Consider the following 16517-nt stretch of genomic DNA (forward strand, 5'->3'; position numbering starts at 1 on the left):
ACGCCTAAGCTTCTGAGCGACGCTTTGCTTCCGCTTCCTCCCGGTCCGCCCGTTGGGAATAGGCGCGCGCGCTGAGCGGCAGGAAGATCAGATAGGCGATCACGCCGGCCGACATCGTCACCCATGGATAGGTGAACAGCAGCGAGGCAAACAGCACTACGCCCAGGATCATCAGCGTCACGTGATCGCCAGGCACCTTCAGGCGCTTGCCCGACCACACCGGGAGGCGGCTGACCATCAAAAAGGCGACCAGGACCACGAAGCCCGCGCTGATCAACGCCGCGGTCCGGCTGGGCTCGAAGGCGCCGATGAAGATCAGATAGACAGGCAGCAGCACGACGACCGCGCCGGCCGGAGCCGGTACGCCGACGAAATACTCGCCTTGCCAGGCAGGCCGGGCCAGGTCCTCGTCGAGCACGTTGAAGCGGGCGAGCCTCAGGCCACAGGCGATCGCAAAGAGTAGCGCCGCGATCCAGCCGACCGAGCCGACATCGCTAAGTAGGTAGGCGTAAAGGACGAGGGCCGGCGCCACGCCGAAATTGACGATGTCGGCCAGCGAGTCCATCTGCGCCCCGAACCTGGACGTGGCCTTCAGCATCCTGGCGACACGTCCGTCGATGCCGTCGAGGAACGCGGCAACGAGAACCATCGCGACTGCCATCTCGAAGCGCTGCTCGAATGCCAGTCGGACGCCGGTGAGGCCGGCGCAGATCGCCAGAACCGTGATCAGGTTCGGCATGACCAGCCGCAGCGGTATCTCTCGAATGCGCGGCCCGCCTCGCCCGTGCGGTTCGAAGCGCTGGAACAGCCCCGCCACTAGGACACCCTCACCAAGGGGCTGGCAGGCGCGCCGCCGAACTCGGCGAGCACCGTTTCACCGGCGACCGCCGTCTGGCCGACAAAGACACGCGGCGCTGCCGTGACGGGGAGGAAGACGTCGAGGCGGGAGCCGAAGCGGATGAGGCCGAAGCGCTCGCCCGCGCCGATGTTGTCGCCCTCGCCCACCCAGCAGACGATGCGGCGTGCCACCAGTCCGGCCACCTGCACGGTGCCGACGCTGCCGTGCGGGCTCTCGATCACCACGCCGTTGCGCTCGTTCTCGGCACTCGCCTTGTCCAGTTCCGCATTGAGGAACTTGCCGGGACGATAGCTGATCCTGCTGATCCTGCCGCGCACGGGGGCGCGGTTAACGTGACAGGAGAAGACGTCCATGAAGACCGAGATGCGGGTCATCTCGGCATTTCCCAGCCCGAGTTCACGGGGAGGAACAGCCGGGCCAACAGCCGAAACGATCCCGTCTGCCGGACTGACCACGAGGCTGTCGTCGGTCGGCGTCACGCGCTGCGGATCGCGGAAGAAGAAGGCGCACCAGCCGGTCAGGATCACCCCGATCCAGAAGAGGTGAACCGAGACCAGGCCGAGCAACAACGCTAGGACGGCGAATCCCGCAACAAACGGCCACCCCTCCCGGTGCACCGGGACGAAAGCGTTCTGGATCGTTCTGACGAGAGACATTGGCTACCGATGGTTGGGGCTCGCGGCCTATGTAAGAGAAAGCGCCCTCGCCCGCAACGCAGCATAACGTCATAGCAGGGCAGCGAACTCAAGTTTGGGCAGGCATGCCGCCCCCTCTCCGTCGCACTGATGCGCGACACCTAGCATGGGCCGGGGCGAGCCCTCTGCACTCGCCCTGCTATAACCCCGAGCCGAGCCGGCGCACGAAATAGAGCGTCGTCGCCGCCACCAGAACCGACAGTAGCGTCACGGTCCAGAAGCCTGCATTGTCGCCCATGAAGGGTAGTCCGCCCACGTTCATTCCGAACAGGCCCGATATGATCGACATCGGCAGCAGCACCGCGGTGAGCACCGAAAGCAGGTAAAGCAGCCGGTTCGACTGCGCCGTCAGCCTCGCCATCACTTCCTCCTGGAGGAGCCGGGCACGCGCCTGCAACTGCTCGCTGTCATGGTTGAGCATCATCGTCTGGTGGGACAGCCGGTCGGTCATCTCCGCCAGTGCCGGCGAAAGGTCGTCCCGGTGCGCGAGGTCGAGATGGCGGAAGAGGTTGGTGAGGCCCGCGATGCGCCGGTGGATCATCACCAGCTTGCGGCGGATCCCGACCAGCGGCTGCCGCTCGCGCTGCCACTCGTCGCAGACGATCCTGTCCTCGACCCCGTCGAGTTGCTCGTTGATGCCCGTGAGGTCGGCGGCCAGTCCGTCGAGCGACTTCAGCAGGATTGCGGAGATCAGTTCGGCCGGCGCGCGGAACGGACGCGAGCGGCTTTCGACCATCGCGCGCACAAGCGAGACGGAGCGCAGTTGCTGCTTGCGCGCGCCGATCAGCATCCGCTCGTTGAACGCGAAGCGGAAGTGGGCAAGGCCGCGCGTCTCGACCGACTCGTCGTGACGCAGGTCGGGCAGATCGCCGTGCAGCCAGCCTTCGTCGAGATCGACGTGGCATGTCTCGGCCGAGGACAGGAATGCGGACTTGACCGGAGCCGGCATGGCGGGCTCGGCAGAGATCTCGTGGCGAGCACGCAGATCGCCGATGTCGTAGCTGCGCCATATCCAGCGCGCCGTATTCGCGTCGTCCGTCGCGAAGCCCGCCTCGTCGAAGTGGTAGGTGAAGAAAAGGCCGTGGGAATCCGGCAGCAGGCCGATCACTGCCGTGTTGTTGGATGCAGGAGAGTCCATCTGCCCACCCGGACGTTCTGTGCGGCGCCCTTATAGCACGAACTTACCGAACGTCAGGCGCGGCCCTCACATCTTGTCGATCACGGACCGAACGCCGCTGGCCGGCTCGGCGATGTTCGATTCCTCGATCAACAGGGCAGGAACGATCGCTTCCGGCTTGTCGATGACCAGCGGCTGCACGAGATGGCCGGTGTGGACGAAGCCCTCGGTGCGCATGTGGTCGAGGAGCGTCAGCATCGGGTCCCAGAACCCGTCCACGTTGCAGAAGGCGATCGGCTTGCGGTGATGGCCGAGTTGGCCCCAGGTCATGATCTCTATGATCTCTTCGACGGTGCCGATGCCGCCCGGAAGGGCGACGAAGGCATCCGACTCCTGGAACATGATGTGCTTTCGCTCATGCATGTTCTCGGTGACGACGAGTTCATCGAGCTTGCCCAGCCCGGCTTCTGTGGCTTCCTTGTTGAGCAGGAATCGCGGTATGATGCCCATCACCTTGCCGCCGGCGCGCAGCGCGCCCTCGGCGACTGCACCCATGATTCCCTTGGTGCCGCCCCCGTAGACAAGACGAATCCCGGACTCGGCAAGGCTGCGGCCAAGAGTATGACCTGCCTTGATGTAAGCCTCGTTCCGGCCAGGCGACGAGCCGCAATAGACGCAGACGGATCGAATCGTATTCATCCCGCTGATTGCTTAGTGCACAAGTGCCTTTGGTCAAGGGCGCAAAAGGGCATTTCCTTGTGGCGCAAGGGAAAACACGCTAGACCGCTGTTGGTGGACTAAGGGATACGTCGAGATGGCAATTACACCGGTCAAGATTATTCTGTTCCTCGCAGGGGGAACGGTCGCGGCCGGCGGCACAGCCTATTTGGCCGGCGTGTTGGACCCTTTGCTCAACTCGCCGCCGGGGGTGGAGGCGACGGCGCCGAACGCCCCGAAGGTAGCTGCATTGCCGCCGTCTGAGAACTCGGCTGCCTCGAGCGCAGCCGGGACGGAAGCGTCGACGACGTCCCCAGCCAAAACTCACGGTACGGAAGCCTCGGGCGAGCCGAAGGTGGAAGTTCCGTCCTTTGACGTCGTACGCGTCGAGCCTGGTGGCTCGATCGTAATCGCCGGTCATGCGGCTGCAAATGCCAAGGTGGAAGCGATCATCGGCTCCCGCGTCATCGGCAGCGCAACTGCCGGCCCCGAAGGCGATTTCGCGATCGTCCTCGAAAAGCCGCTCGAGCCTGGCGACTACTCGATCGTGCTACGCTCGACCACAGCGGACAATGTGGTTGCGATGTCGATCGAGACGGCGGTCGTCTCGATCCCCGACACTCCGGCCGGCCAGGTGCTGGCGCTCGTGGAGGAGCCCGGCAAGCCCGCCCAACTGATCACCGTGCCTGAACCCAAGGGCAAACCCGCAGCCGAGACTGCCCAACCGGCTGTCGGCTCAGCCAGCGCCAACAGCGACGGAGCCGCCGCCTCTGCTAAGGGAACTGGTGCCCAGCAGGCAGTCGGATCCGGCGAAGGGACGGCAAAGGGCGGTGCGCCCGCCCAGGCGGAAGGCCAGTCAGCACAGAAGGGCGATCGGGTTCCGCAGGAGGCCGCGAGCGCTCCGGAGAAGCCGTCCGTCGGCGAACAGAATTCAGGCGCGCAAGCACCTTCAGAAGCGGGCCAGACGGCCGGAAATGAATCCGGGACCGCGACGAAGCAACCCGCAAGCCAGGAGCTTGCATCGGCAGGCGAGGAGGCCAAGTCCAGTCCCGCGACCAAGCCCAAGGCAGGCGATGATCCGAAGGTGGCGGTCGAGGCCGTCGAGATCGAGGGCCGCAAGATCTTCGTTGCCGGTTCGGCGACGCCCGACCTGAACCTCCGTGCATATGCCAACGAGATTCTGCTCGGCGATGCGTCGGCCTCGAAGGCTGGCCGCTTCCTCATCGAGACGGAACGCGAGCTGCCGGTCGGCGACTATATAATCCGCGTCGATGCACTGGGTCCCGACGGGGTGAAGGTGCTGGCGCGTGCGGCCGTGCCGTTCGAGCGTGAGGCCGGTGAAAATATCTCGGCGGTTGCTCCGTCCGAGCCCGGCAACGATACAAAGCCGGTCTCGCCTGGGACAAGCGGGCCGAGTTCTCAGGAGTCTGGATCGTCGCAGACGGACACGCAGGCTGCGGCGGGAGGGTCGGCGACCTCCGCAGGCGGTAGCGAAGCTGGGCCCGACGCCTCCGCCGGTGTGGGGTCGCAGGCGTTGCCTAACAAGGGCAGCGGCGCCGGCGAGGCGCAGACACAATCCGACCCGCAGCCGCCGGCTCACTCACAAGAGACGGCATCCGAGCAGGGCGCCTCAGCTACCGCGCAACCGGCCGAGACTGCCGCAGCCGGGGAGAACATGCAGTCGGGAACACCCTCGGCGAATGCGCCGAAGCTGCAGAGCGTCGACGGATCGGTGATCATCCGACGTGGCGACACGCTCTGGCGCATCTCGAAGCGGGTGTATGGCCGCGGGGTCCGCTATTCAACGATCTACCTCGCGAACCAGGAGCAAATCCACGATCCGCACAAGATCTGGCCCGGGCAGGTCTTCAAGGTGCCCGAGAAAACCGGTCAGGGTGAGAAGGCGGACATGACGCGGCTTGGCGAACAGGCGCTGAAGCCTCCGGTCACTGCTCAGTAGACAGAGCGGCCGGCCCGCTTCGGTTTGGCGGATTGGGACGCCCGTTCGTTTCCTGGACGAGGCGAAGCTGGGCAGAGCTACTCCCTGGCCTGCCCGGGTGTGATCACATAATCCGATTGCCATATCGGCATTCATCGTATATCGCCGATACGCGATGAACCACGAGCGGAATTCGCCTGATCATGGAAGCGAGCAGTTGGCATCCCGACTGGGAGCCCTGTCGCATCCGGCGCGGCTGAAGATCCTGAGGCAACTCGCGGCAAACGAGTGCTGTTGCAAGGATGTCGTCGAAGGGCTTCATCTTGCCCAGTCGACGGTGTCGCAGCACCTGAAGGTTCTCGTCGAAGCCGGTCTGGTCACGATGAAGCAGGACCGCCAGCGATCGATCTATGAAATCGACCGCGCTGCGCTAGCTGAGGTCGCGAAAGGTTTTTCCACACTCGTGTCATCTTGCTGCGGGAATGGCGAAACCGTCGTCGGCTGCTCGCAGGGCGCAAAGGCGCAAAAGTAGGTAGAACACGTCCCGCGACGGTCCGCTGGGACCGAACGCGGCGGCCCATAGGATGAAGAAATTGGCAGCAAAAACCGTCTCGGCAGAGTCCGGCTCGACGCTCAAGACCCTTTTCAACCTCAAGCCCTACATGTGGCCCGCCGAGCGGCCGGACCTGCGCATGCGCGTGGTCTGGGCGAGCGTCTATCTCGTCGTTTCCAAGCTCGTGCTGATCGCGGTGCCCTATTTCTTCAAATGGGCCACCGATGCGCTGGTCGGCGACGCCGCCAAGACTCCACCGCTGCCGGACTGGCTGCTCGTTCCGGCGGCCTTGGTGATCGCCTACAATCTGGTGCGGATCATCCAACTCGCTCTGAACCAGTTGCGCGACGCACTGTTCGCCAGGGTGGGCCAGTATGCGGTGCGCAAGCTGGCTTATCGCACCTTCGTGCACATGCACGACCTGTCGCTGCGGTTCCACCTGGAGCGGCGGACCGGCGGCCTGTCCCGCATCATCGAGCGCGGCGTGAAGGGCATCGAGACGATCGTTCGCTTCACCGTCCTGAATACGCTGCCGACGATCCTCGAATTCGCCCTGACGGCGGTCATTTTCGCGGTCGCCTACGGCTGGATCTATGTGGTTGTGGTGGCGGTCACCGTCGCGCTCTACACCTGGTTCACCGTCTGGGCGAGCGATTGGCGCATCACCATCCGGCGCGAGATGAACGAGAGCGATACCGACGCCAACACGAAGGCGATCGACTCGCTCCTCAACTATGAGACGGTGAAATACTTCAACAACGAGGCCATGGAGGCCGAGCGGTTCGATCGCTCGATGGCGCGCTACGAGGTCGCTGCAACAAAGACCTGGACGTCGCTGGGGTGGCTGAACTTCGGCCAGGGCGTGATCTTCGGCGGCGGCATGCTGGCGGTCATGCTTCTGTCGGCGCGCGAGGTGCAGGCGGGGACGCAGACGATCGGCGACTTTGTCTTCCTGAATGCCATGCTGATGCAGTTGTCGGTGCCGTTGAACTTCATCGGCTTCATCTACCGCGAGATTCGCCAGGGCTTAACCGACATCGAGCAAATGTTCGACCTGCTCGACGTTCCTGCCGAGATTTCGGACCGACCTGGCGCGCGGCCACTCAAGGTTGCGGAGGGCAAGGTCGAGTTCCGGGACGTCCATTTCGCCTACGAATCGAACCGCGAAATCCTGAAGGGCATCAGCTTCGAAGTGCCGGCCGGCAAGACAGTCGCGATCGTTGGGCCGTCCGGCGCGGGCAAGTCGACGATCTCGCGGCTGCTCTTCCGCTTCTATGACATCAAATCGGGCCAGATCCTCGTCGATGGGCAGGACATCCGGGACGTGACGCAGGAGAGCCTGCGCTCCGCGATCGGCATGGTGCCGCAGGACACCGTGCTGTTCAACGACACGATCGCCTACAACATCCGCTACGGCCGGGTGGACGCCTCATTGGACGACATTCGCGAGGCGGCGGAACTGGCCCAGATCGGCGGCTTCATCCAGGGGCTGCCGGACGGGTACAAGACGATGGTCGGGGAGCGCGGGCTGAAGCTCTCGGGCGGCGAGAAACAGCGGGTGGCTATTGCCCGCACCATTCTCAAGGCACCGCCCATCCTCATGCTCGACGAGGCGACCTCGGCGCTCGACTCCCACACCGAGCGCGAGATCCAGGCGGCACTCGACACCGTTTCGCGCGGCCGTACCACCATCGTGATCGCCCACCGCCTGTCGACCGTGATCGGCGCGGACGAGATCATCGTGCTGAAGGACGGCCGCATCGCCGAGCGCGGCCGTCACGCCGATCTTCTGTCCAAGGGCGGCCTCTATGCTTCCATGTGGGCGCGCCAGCGCGAAGCCACCGAAGCGGAAGAGCGGCTGCGCCAGGCTCAGGAAGCCGACGACGAGGGCATCATCGTGCGCCGCCGCCCGGCGGAGGTGTGAATTCCGGCGAAGTCAGCTTTCGTGCCGGCCGCGCCCCAGCGGCCGCAACACGAACTTCAACGAAGAGGCGGAACTGTTTGTTCACCAAACCAAATTCTTGGTGGCGGGCCTCTCTGGGCAACTAACGAAGCAAGCGGTTTTTAAGGACTGAAATTACGCACGAGCCAGCACACAGGGGCTGGGTCGATGAGCATTATTGCGTCCATTCGCTCGCACACTCGCGGGCTCTATCATACCACGCAGGTGCTGCTTCTCATCAGCATGGCCGCCGTCGGCGTCGTCGTCCTCAAGGCTGCGGAAAGTGGTCTCAACAAGACGGTGCTGCTCGCCTCGATTTGTTCGATCGGACTGGCTCTGTGCACATTCGAATATATGCGAAGAGTGATGGTGCAACGGTTGGCATCAGCGGCAGCAGCGGAAACCGAGGAGCACCGGCGCCTCTCGATTGATGCCGTCAGCGGGGCAATGACGCGGCGATACTTCATGGAGATGCTGGAGCGCTCCATCGGCGACATGGGAGACCGGAAGGACGGTACTCTGATCCTGCTCGACCTCGATCACTTCAAGCAACTCAATGACACGTTCGGCCACAGCTTCGGTGACAGCGCTCTTCGCCATCTTGCGGCCGCGGCCGGCGGAGTATTCGACGACGGCTTTGTCGGTCGCCTGGGCGGCGACGAGTTCGGTGTGATCGTACCGCATGCCGACCTTGACCTGATCTGCAGCAAGGCCACCGAACTGCTCGCCGTCATGCAGTCTGGCACGGTTCATGAGGGCAGAAGAGTCCCGTTCGGAGTTTCGATGGGTATTGCTGCAGCGCCTACGCATGGCTCGAGCGCTTCGGACCTGATGTTCATGGCCGACGTCGCGCTGTACGAGAGCAAGGCGACCGGCCGCAATCGTCTGACGGTATTCGAGGCGGAGATGCTCGCCGGCAAGCGGCAACGTCGGCTGATCGAGCGCGAGCTACGCGCCGCAGTCTATCTCAATGAACTCGAGCTCTATTATCAGCCTGTGGCCAACGCCGACGGCTCGATCTTTGCGCTGGAGGCGCTGGTACGCTGGCGCCACCCGGTGCGCGGGATCATATCGCCCGCCGAATTCATCCCCGTGGCAGAGCATTCTACGCTCATCGACCTGGTGGGTGAGTGGGTGTTCAAGCGCGCATGCGCGGACATTACGCAATTTCCGGGGAAGCGGATCAGCATCAACGTCTCGGGCGAGCAGCTGAAGCGAGACGAGGTGGTCTTGATGGCTCAGCGCGTTCTTCTCGAGTCCGGCCGCATGGCCTCACAGTTTGTCCTGGAGATCACGGAAACAGTGGCCACGGCCGCGACGCCCGAAGTACTCGCCCGAATTCAGTGTCTGAAGGAGCTTGGGTTCCGGATCGCCCTCGACGATTTCGGAACGGGGCATTGCGGATTCAACTACCTGAAGACACTTCCAATAAACAGCATCAAGATCGATCGGAGCTACATCAACCGGCTCGCGAATGACGAGGTTGCTCAAGTGTTCGTTTCGGCCCTCGCCCAGATCGGACGCATACAGGATCTGACGATTGTGGCCGAAGGAATCGAAACCGCCGAAGAGTTCAAACTTGCAAGGGCGGCCGGCTGCACCCGCTTTCAAGGCTATTTTATCGGCAGGCCGATGCCGAGGAAGGAGCTATCCGGCGTGCTCGACCTTCAGAATGGGTCCACTAGGCTCACGGCATAGCTTCATCAGGGGGAGGCGCAGGAGCCCCCGACGCCGGCTCAGCCTTCACGTGGAGGCGCGAAGGTCGTCCAAAAACTCTCCCTCGGCGAGCATCTCGGCTTCGTGGGCCGGCTCGCGCCAGGTTTCTGCGAGGGCAGCCTCGTACCATTCGCGCATGGCAGGCAAAGCAAGCAGGCGTGTGGGATAAGCGGCTGCGGCTCCCGTGAACTCCAGCCCGTAGGTCTGCGCCCGGAACGCCACTGGCGCGAAGAAGGCGTCGACCGCCGTGAACCTGGCCCCGGCGAGGAACGGCCCGCCAAACCGGCTCAGGCCGTCGTTCCATAGGTCAGAGAGGCGGAAGAGATCGTGCTGCAGCGATTCGGACTGCGGCTTCAACCGGACACGCACGCCGCAGTTCATAGTGCAATCGTTGCGCAGCGCTACGAAGCTCGAATGCATCTCGGCGGCCGCGGAGCGCGCCCATGCGCGGGCCTTCGCGTCCTCGGGCCAGACGGCTGCATGGCGCTCGGCGAGGTACTCCACGATTGCCAGTGAATCCCAGACCGCCAAGCCGTTGTCGGTCAGACACGGAACCCGTCCGCTTGGCGAGAACGCGCGGTAAGTCTCGAAGCTTCCCTGGCTCGGGAATGGGACCTGATGTTCCTCGAAGGGAATGCCGAGTTCCCGCATGAGGATCCAGGGGCGCAACGACCAGGATGAATAGTTCTTGTTGGCAATGTGCAGCGTGTACATTCTTGTTCCACCCTCAGCCGGACCGGCGGCCGGCAAACATCGACCAGGTGTAGATGACGAGCGCCAGCCAGATCAGGCCGAAAGCCGTGACACGTACCCCATCAAAAGGCTCGCCGAAGGCGAAGACGGCCAGCAACAGCACGATCGACGGCGCGATGTACTGCATCAGACCAATGGTCGAGAGGCGGAGCAGCTTGGCGCCGAAGGCATAGAGCAACAGGGGGATCGCCGTGATCGGACCGCACATCATGAGCAGCGCGATGTCGCCGGGTTGAGAGGGGACAAAGTGCCCCTCGCCGCGAAGCTGCAGCCAGACGATGTAGCCCAGGAACGGCAGGCAAAGGATGAGGACCTCTAGGAAAAAGCCCTGGCTGGGGCCGATCGGCAGCGTCTTGCGCAAGTACCCATAGATCGCAAAGGTGACCGCCAGCACCAGCGACACCCAGGGGAGCCCGCCCGTATAGATGGTGAGGATCACCACCGCGAGCAGGGCGAGCCCCACTGCCGCCATCTGGGCGGTGCTCAGCCTCTCTCCGAGCATAAAGGCGCCGAGCGCCACGGTCACAAGGGGATTGATATAGTAGCCCAGCGCCGTCTCGACTGCGCGGTCGACGGCGATCGCCCAGATGTAGACGGCCCAGTTCAGCGTGATAATGCTTGCAGTCAGCGCCGCCATCAGCAGCGTACGCGGCGAGCTAAGCGCCGCCTTGAGGTCTGCGGTGCGGCCAAGCGCCCACAGAACGAAGCCGGCCACCGGGACAGCCCAGACGATGCGATGCGCCACCACTTCAGTGGCCGGTATGTGCGCAACCATCTTCATGAAGATCGGCTGCACACCCCAAAAGACGTAGGCGACAAGGGCGAAGAGGAACCCGCGGGTAGCGGCATCAGAATTCGGCAAGGAGACTTCGGCTGTCATGGGGCGTCCTATGCGACGCCCCGGCCCCTTTCACCACCGAATTTTTGTGATGGTTCATTGCAATTCCGGTGATGTCTGCTGCGAAGGCGACGGACTACTCTGCCGCCACCAGCCCGGCCATCTCGCGGTTCTTCATCAGCTTGAAGACGATCGAATCCATCAGCGCCTGGAACGAGGCGTCGATGATGTTGTCGGAGACCCCGACCGTCCACCAGCGGGCGCCGGTGGAATCGTGGGATTCGATCAGGACGCGGGTGACCGCCTCGGTGCCGCCGTTCAAGATGCGGACCTTGAAGTCGACCAGCGACATATCGGCGATCTCGGCTTGGTAGCGGCCAAGATCCTTGCGCAGCGCGATGTCCAGCGCGTTGACCGGGCCGTGACCTTCGGCGACCGACATGCGCTCCTCGCCGTCGATGTTCACCTTCACGATGGCCTCTGACACGGTCTTGAGATGGCCGTTGGCGTCGAAACGGCGCTCGACCATGCAGCGGAAGGACGTGACGTTGAAGAACTCCGGCACGGAGCCCAGCATGCGCCGCGCCAAGAGCTCGAAGCTCGCGTCAGCGCCTTCGTAGGCGTACCCCTCGGCCTCGCGCTCCTTCACCAGCGAGATCAGCGTGTCGAGGCGATTGTCGTCGCGCAGGACCTCGATGCCGCGCCGCTTCAGCTCGGCGATGAAATTGGCCTTGCCGCCCTGGTCCGAGACCATGACCCGGCGATGGTTGCCGACCGCCTCCGGCGGCACATGCTCGTAGGTCTTCGGGTCCTTCAACAAAGCGGAAGCATGGATGCCGGCCTTCGTCGCGAAAGCCGACGATCCGACAAAGGGCGCCTGGGCCTGGGGTGCTCGGTTGAGCATCTCGTCGAAGCCGCGCGACAGCCGCGAGATGCCGGCCAGTGCATCCGCTGAGATGCCGGTCTCGAAACGGTCGGCGAATGCAGGCTTCAGCATCAGCGTCGGGATGATGGTAACGAGATTGGCGTTGCCGCAGCGTTCACCGATGCCGTTCAGCGTGCCCTGGATCTGGCGCACGCCCGAGTCCACCGCTGCCAGGGAATTGGCCACCGCCTGGCCGGTGTCGTCATGGGCATGGATGCCGAGGTTTTCTCCAGGAACGCCGGCAGCGATCACCGCCTTGACGACCTCGCGCACTTCAGACGGCTGCGTGCCGCCATTGGTATCGCAGAGCACGACCCAGCGGGCCCCGGCTTCGTAAGCCGTCTTTGCGCAGGCGAGCGCAAAGTCCGGATTCGCCTTGTAGCCGTCGAAGAAGTGCTCGCAGTCGACCATCGCCTCCTTGCCGGCGGAGCGGGCCGTCTCCACAGAGGCGCGGATCGCCTCCAAGTTCTCCTCGTTCGTGCAGCCGAGTGCCAGGCGGACGTGATAATCCCAGCTCTTGGCGACGAAGCAGATCGCGTCCGACTTCGCCTGGACGAGCGCCGCCAGTCCCGGATCGTTCGAGGCCGAGACGCCGGCGCGCTTGGTCATACCGAAGGCGACGAATTTTGCCCGGCGCGTCCGTTTCTCGGCGAAGAACGCCGTGTCGGTCGGATTGGCACCGGGATAGCCGCCCTCGACGTAGTCGAGGCCGAACTCGTCGAGCATGGCCGAAATGGCGATCTTGTCCTCGACGGAGAAGTCGATGCCCGGCGTCTGCTGACCGTCACGGAGCGTGGTGTCGAAGAGATAGATGCGCTGTTTTTTCATGAATGGAGAACCTTCACACTCCCCTCTGACCGGCCGGCCAGAGGGGAGTAGATTGAGGAGAGATCATCTCGCGAACTTGTCGGTCGCGTAGATCAGCCGGTCGAGGATGCCGGGCTCGGAATAGGCGTGGCCCGCGCCCTCGACCAGGAAGAACTCCGCGTCCGGCCAGGCCTTGTGAAGCTGCCAGGCATAGCGGGCGGGACAAGGCATGTCGTAGCGCCCGTGCACGATGAGGCCGGGGATGCCCTTCAGCCTGTGCGCGTCGCGGATGAGTTGCCCCTCCTCCAGCCAGCCGGCGTGCACGAAGTAGTGGTTCTCGATGCGGGCGAAGGCGAGCGCGAACTCGTCCTGATGGAATTTTCCGCTCACCTCGGGCTGCGGCAGCAGGGTGATGGTCTCGCCTTCCCAAATGCTCCAGGCGCGCGCCGCCTCGATCTGCGCCTGCCGGTCGCTCCCGGTCAGGCGCCTGCGATAGGCCGCCATGAGGTCGCCGCGCTCCCCGACCGGGATTGGCGCAAGGAACCGCTCCCATTTGTCCGGGAACATCTCGGAGACGCCGAACTGATAATACCATTCGAGTTCGGCGCGGGTGAGCGTGTAGACGCCGCGGACGACGAGTTCGCTGACGCGCTCCGGATGCGTCTCGGAATAGGCGAGCGCCAGCGTCGATCCCCAGGAGCCGCCGAACACAAGCCACTTCTCGAAACCGCACATCTCGCGCAACCGCTCGATGTCGGCGACGAGATGCCAGGTCGTATTCGCCTCGATCGAGGCATAGGGCGTAGACTTTCCGCAGCCGCGCTGGTCGAACAGGATCACGTCATAGCGTGCCGGATCGAAGACGCGGCGATAGTCCGGCGCGGTCGCGCCGCCGGGGCCGCCATGCAGGAACACGGCGGGCTTAGCGCCCTTCGTGCCGACGCGCTCCCAGTAGATCCGGTGCCCGTCGCCGACATCCAGCATGCCGCTGTCGAACGGCTCGATACTGGGATAGAGGCCTCGCAATCCGCTCATTCTGCCTTGCTCCTTGGCGGCCATTCTTCTGTATCAAAATCTGGATGCTGATAGGAAACCAGTTCGGCTAGGAAGGCGGCAGCAGCCGAGTCCTCCATCGTCGCCTTGCCCGGCAGATTCGGAACATCGTCGACGTAAGGGAGCTTCGCCTCGATGCCCCACTGGATTTCCGGGGCGATCTCCTCCGGCTGGTCGAAGGCGCCGATGGCAAGGGCCATCCCGTCCGGCGCCTCATAGGTGAGCGGAGTGCCACAATCCCCGCAAAATCCCCGTTGGATCAGGTTGGACGAGCGAAATCGTTTTGGCTCGCCTCGCGTCCAGGAAAATCTGGCCTCTCGCACCGAGACCAGCGGCGCGTAGAAGGCGCCAAAGGCCTTCTGACACATGCGGCAGTGGCAGACGGAGGCATGGCCGAGCGCGCCCTCGACGCGGAAGCGCACGGCGCCGCATTGGCAGCCGCCGGTATAGTGCGGGACGTTGTCGAGGCTCATCGCTTCACCCTTTCGCCGGCACATGGCCGTGGAACACGGCCTCCACATTATGACCGTCCAGGTCCAGCACGAAGGCACCGTAGTAGTCGGGATGGTAATGTCTGCGCAGGCCTGGGCCGCCATTGTCCCTGCCGCCCGCAGCGAGCGCCGCCCTGTGGAAGGCATCCACCTCCTCGCGACTGCGCGCCGAGAAGGCAACGTGCTGACGGTCAGTCGGCCTGCCCTCGTGCAGCCAGAAAGTCGGGCGCTCCCGCCCGTAACCCGCGACTCCCAGGCCGCCGGTGCGCTCCAGCGGTACCTGCATCAGCATCCGGGCGCCGAGCGGCGCCAACGCCTTGTCGTAGAAAGCCTTGGACGCGTCGAAGTTTGAAACCGAAACACCCGTGTGGTCGATCATGGCCGTGGCTCCATTTGGGTTGTCGAGGACGACACGATAGCATCGAGGGAGACTTCCGCACCGCCGACGCCCGCGGCAATGACAATATGCTGACAGACACTGTTGATATCGGCGAGCACCTCCCTCACCGCTTCACCTCCCAGGTGGTGATGCGTTCGCCGGTGGCCGGGTCCTTGCCGTCCTTGAGCTGGATTCCCTGGGCGAGCAATTCGTTGCGGATGCGGTCGGCCTCCGCCCAGTTCTTCTCGCGGATGAAGGCGAGGCGTTCGGCAACCTTTTCCTTCGTGATCCGCTCCACCTCCTCGTCCATACCGGCGTCGACGGATATCCCGAGAAGATGCAGCGCGCCGGCAAGGCGCTGCGCGCCAAAGACCCGGCGCTCTTCGATCTCCTGCTCGGTCTCGTCGCCGCGCAGCCCGCCACGGAAGGCCAGCGAGCCGTATTCGTTGAGCAGAGCCATCGCCCGGGACGAGTTGAGATCGTCGGCGAGAGCTTCGAGAAGTTCGTCCGCTACGACGGGCTCGCCGAAGGGTTCGGAAAGCGCACGCGACCAGCGGGTCCAGAGCGAAAGCGCCTCCTCCAGCTTCCTCACCGAAAAGTCGATCGGCTCGCGGTAGTGGGTCATCAGCATGGCGAGCCGAAGCACCTCGCCCGGCCAGCGCCGGCCGCCGAACTTTTCCGTGTTCAAGAGTTCGTTGATGGTGACAAAGTTGCCCTCGCTCTTGGCCATCTTCTTGCCTTCGACCTGCAGGAAGCCGTTGTGCATCCAAACATTGGCCATCCTTTCGGTGCCGAGCGCGCAGCAAGTCTGGGCGATCTCGTTCTCGTGGTGCGGGAAGACAAGGTCGATGCCGCCGCCATGGATGTCGAAGACGTTCTTCGTAGGGTCGTCGCAGCGAAGTCCGCCGCCGAAGGGCTCGAGCAGCTTCGCCATCGACATGGCTGAGCACTCGATGTGCCAGCCCGGGCGGCCGGGGACGGCAATGCCCGCCGGAGAAGGCCACCCAGGCTCACCAAACTTGGACGGCTTCCACAGGACGAAATCCATCTCGTCGCGCTTGTAGGAGGCTACGTCCACCCGGGCGCCGGCGATCATCTCGTCGAGCGGCCGCTTCGACAGCAGGCCGTAGCGGGTGCCGCAGCGCCTGTTCATCTCCGACGGCGAGAACAGCACATGGTCTTCCGCGACATAGGCGACACCGCGTTCGACAAGGCGCTCGATCATCTCCTTCATTTCGTCAATGTACTCGGTGGCGCGCGGCTGACTGGAGGGCTCCAGGCAGCCCAGCGCCTTCACGTCAGCCTGGAACTGCGCGTTGGTCTCTTCGGTGACCTTGCGGATCGCCTCGTTCAGCGGCAGGCCGGGATAGTCGCGCGCTGCACGCGCATTGATCTTGTCGTCGACATCGGTGATGTTGCGGACATAAGTGACGTGGTCCGCCCCATAGACATGGCGCAGCAGCCTGTAGAGCACGTCGAAGACGATGACCGGCCGGGCATTGCCAATATGCGCATAGTCATAAACTGTCGGCCCGCAGACATACATGCGCACATTATTCGGATCGATCGAGGAAAACTCCTCCTTCGACCGCGTGAGCGTGTTGTAGAGCCGTAAGCCTCTGCCGTCCGTCATCGTTCGTCCCGGTTCCTCGGTCGAGTCCGCGCGGTATGCGGCGAACTCCAGCCTACTGGCCTGGACGTTTTTCGTGTCGGATGTGGATGAGCGAAAACGA

The 16517-nt window shown here is 63.9% G+C and carries 15 protein-coding genes; 4 read left to right on the forward strand and 11 right to left on the reverse strand.

The features are described 5' to 3' along the window. Positions 1-4: 4 nt before the first annotated feature. From pssA to HUI96_RS18695, 4 genes are all read right to left on the reverse strand, one after another. A complete protein-coding gene (gene pssA, locus HUI96_RS18680) occupies positions 5-817 on the reverse strand; it encodes a CDP-diacylglycerol--serine O-phosphatidyltransferase (protein ID WP_188256196.1) in 813 nt (270 codons plus the stop codon). After that, entirely contained in the window at positions 817-1515 is a 699-nt protein-coding gene (locus tag HUI96_RS18685; protein ID WP_188256197.1) for a phosphatidylserine decarboxylase, read from the reverse strand. The genes pssA and HUI96_RS18685 overlap by 1 nt, the downstream gene beginning before the upstream one ends. Positions 1516-1693: 178 nt before the next feature. Next, on the reverse strand, positions 1694-2692 hold the full coding sequence (locus tag HUI96_RS18690; protein ID WP_188256198.1) for a CorA family divalent cation transporter: 999 nt from the start codon (positions 2690-2692) through the stop codon (positions 1694-1696). Positions 2693-2758: 66 nt separating this feature from the next. Beyond that, positions 2759-3370: a TIGR00730 family Rossman fold protein gene (locus HUI96_RS18695; protein ID WP_188256199.1), complete on the reverse strand. Its 612-nt coding sequence runs from the start codon at positions 3368-3370 to the stop codon at positions 2759-2761. A gap of 115 nt (positions 3371-3485) precedes the next feature. Between HUI96_RS18695 and HUI96_RS29475 the strand changes: the two genes are divergently transcribed. The 4 genes from HUI96_RS29475 to HUI96_RS18715 all read left to right on the forward strand — a co-directional run bounded on the left by HUI96_RS29475 (position 3486) and on the right by HUI96_RS18715 (position 9520). Next, complete coding sequence (locus HUI96_RS29475) at positions 3486-5348, forward strand: LysM peptidoglycan-binding domain-containing protein (RefSeq protein WP_237684220.1); 1863 nt, start codon at positions 3486-3488, stop codon at positions 5346-5348. Positions 5349-5502: 154 nt separating this feature from the next. Continuing rightward, the gene (locus HUI96_RS18705; RefSeq protein ID WP_188256200.1) at positions 5503-5859 is read left to right on the forward strand and encodes an ArsR/SmtB family transcription factor; all 357 of its coding nucleotides are present in this window, start codon (positions 5503-5505) and stop codon (positions 5857-5859) included. Between the two features lie 61 nt (positions 5860-5920). Continuing rightward, positions 5921-7804 (forward strand): ABCB family ABC transporter ATP-binding protein/permease, encoded by a 1884-nt coding sequence (locus HUI96_RS18710; RefSeq protein WP_188256201.1) that lies wholly within the window; start codon positions 5921-5923, stop codon positions 7802-7804. A gap of 186 nt (positions 7805-7990) precedes the next feature. Then, positions 7991-9520, forward strand: a complete 1530-nt coding sequence (locus tag HUI96_RS18715) for a putative bifunctional diguanylate cyclase/phosphodiesterase (RefSeq protein WP_188256202.1) — start codon at positions 7991-7993, stop codon at positions 9518-9520. Between the two features lie 45 nt (positions 9521-9565). On the opposite strand, the gene HUI96_RS18720 is transcribed toward HUI96_RS18715, so the two are convergent. The 7 genes from HUI96_RS18720 to cysS all read right to left on the reverse strand — a co-directional run bounded on the left by HUI96_RS18720 (position 9566) and on the right by cysS (position 16417). Continuing rightward, positions 9566-10252 carry a glutathione S-transferase family protein gene (locus HUI96_RS18720; protein WP_188256203.1) on the reverse strand — a complete coding sequence of 229 codons (687 nt, stop codon included), beginning with the start codon at positions 10250-10252 and terminating at the stop codon, positions 9566-9568. A 13-nt stretch (positions 10253-10265) separates the two neighbouring features. After that, positions 10266-11171, reverse strand: coding sequence for an EamA family transporter RarD (gene rarD, locus HUI96_RS18725; RefSeq protein WP_188256204.1), 906 nt, complete (start codon positions 11169-11171; stop codon positions 10266-10268). Between the two features lie 94 nt (positions 11172-11265). Further along, a complete protein-coding gene (cimA, locus tag HUI96_RS18730; RefSeq protein WP_188256205.1) occupies positions 11266-12882 on the reverse strand; it encodes a citramalate synthase in 1617 nt (538 codons plus the stop codon). A 63-nt stretch (positions 12883-12945) separates the two neighbouring features. Further along, the gene (gene pip, locus HUI96_RS18735; RefSeq protein ID WP_188256206.1) at positions 12946-13896 is read right to left on the reverse strand and encodes a prolyl aminopeptidase; all 951 of its coding nucleotides are present in this window, start codon (positions 13894-13896) and stop codon (positions 12946-12948) included. Beyond that, positions 13893-14387 carry a GFA family protein gene (locus HUI96_RS18740; protein WP_188256207.1) on the reverse strand — a complete coding sequence of 165 codons (495 nt, stop codon included), beginning with the start codon at positions 14385-14387 and terminating at the stop codon, positions 13893-13895. Before HUI96_RS18740 ends, pip begins: the two co-directional genes overlap by 4 nt. Positions 14388-14391: 4 nt before the next feature. Then, positions 14392-14784, reverse strand: coding sequence for a VOC family protein (locus tag HUI96_RS18745; protein WP_188256208.1), 393 nt, complete (start codon positions 14782-14784; stop codon positions 14392-14394). Positions 14785-14908: 124 nt separating this feature from the next. Then, complete coding sequence (cysS, locus tag HUI96_RS18750; protein WP_188256209.1) at positions 14909-16417, reverse strand: cysteine--tRNA ligase; 1509 nt, start codon at positions 16415-16417, stop codon at positions 14909-14911. Positions 16418-16517 lie beyond the last annotated feature (100 nt).

It is taken from the genome of Pseudaminobacter soli (ex Zhang et al. 2022) (assembly GCF_014595955.1).
Classification (GTDB): Bacteria; Pseudomonadota; Alphaproteobacteria; order Rhizobiales; family Rhizobiaceae; genus Kumtagia; species Kumtagia pseudosoli.

Excerpts from the sequence above, each read along its gene's own strand:
- HUI96_RS18740 (WP_188256207.1), bottom strand. The coding sequence starts at position 14,387 with ATGAGCCTCGACAACGTCCCGCACTATACCGGCGGCTGCCAATGCGGC.
- HUI96_RS29475 (WP_237684220.1), top strand. The coding sequence starts at position 3,486 with ATGGCAATTACACCGGTCAAGATTATTCTGTTCCTCGCAGGGGGAACG.
- HUI96_RS18695 (WP_188256199.1), bottom strand. The coding sequence starts at position 3,370 with ATGAATACGATTCGATCCGTCTGCGTCTATTGCGGCTCGTCGCCTGGC.
- cysS (WP_188256209.1), bottom strand. The coding sequence starts at position 16,417 with ATGACGGACGGCAGAGGCTTACGGCTCTACAACACGCTCACGCGGTCG.
- HUI96_RS18685 (WP_188256197.1), bottom strand. The coding sequence starts at position 1,515 with ATGTCTCTCGTCAGAACGATCCAGAACGCTTTCGTCCCGGTGCACCGG.
- pip (WP_188256206.1), bottom strand. The coding sequence starts at position 13,896 with ATGAGCGGATTGCGAGGCCTCTATCCCAGTATCGAGCCGTTCGACAGC.
- rarD (WP_188256204.1), bottom strand. The coding sequence starts at position 11,171 with ATGACAGCCGAAGTCTCCTTGCCGAATTCTGATGCCGCTACCCGCGGG.
- HUI96_RS18690 (WP_188256198.1), bottom strand. The coding sequence starts at position 2,692 with ATGGACTCTCCTGCATCCAACAACACGGCAGTGATCGGCCTGCTGCCG.
- cimA (WP_188256205.1), bottom strand. The coding sequence starts at position 12,882 with ATGAAAAAACAGCGCATCTATCTCTTCGACACCACGCTCCGTGACGGT.
- HUI96_RS18705 (WP_188256200.1), top strand. The coding sequence starts at position 5,503 with ATGAACCACGAGCGGAATTCGCCTGATCATGGAAGCGAGCAGTTGGCA.
- HUI96_RS18715 (WP_188256202.1), top strand. The coding sequence starts at position 7,991 with ATGAGCATTATTGCGTCCATTCGCTCGCACACTCGCGGGCTCTATCAT.
- HUI96_RS18745 (WP_188256208.1), bottom strand. The coding sequence starts at position 14,784 with ATGATCGACCACACGGGTGTTTCGGTTTCAAACTTCGACGCGTCCAAG.
- HUI96_RS18720 (WP_188256203.1), bottom strand. The coding sequence starts at position 10,252 with ATGTACACGCTGCACATTGCCAACAAGAACTATTCATCCTGGTCGTTG.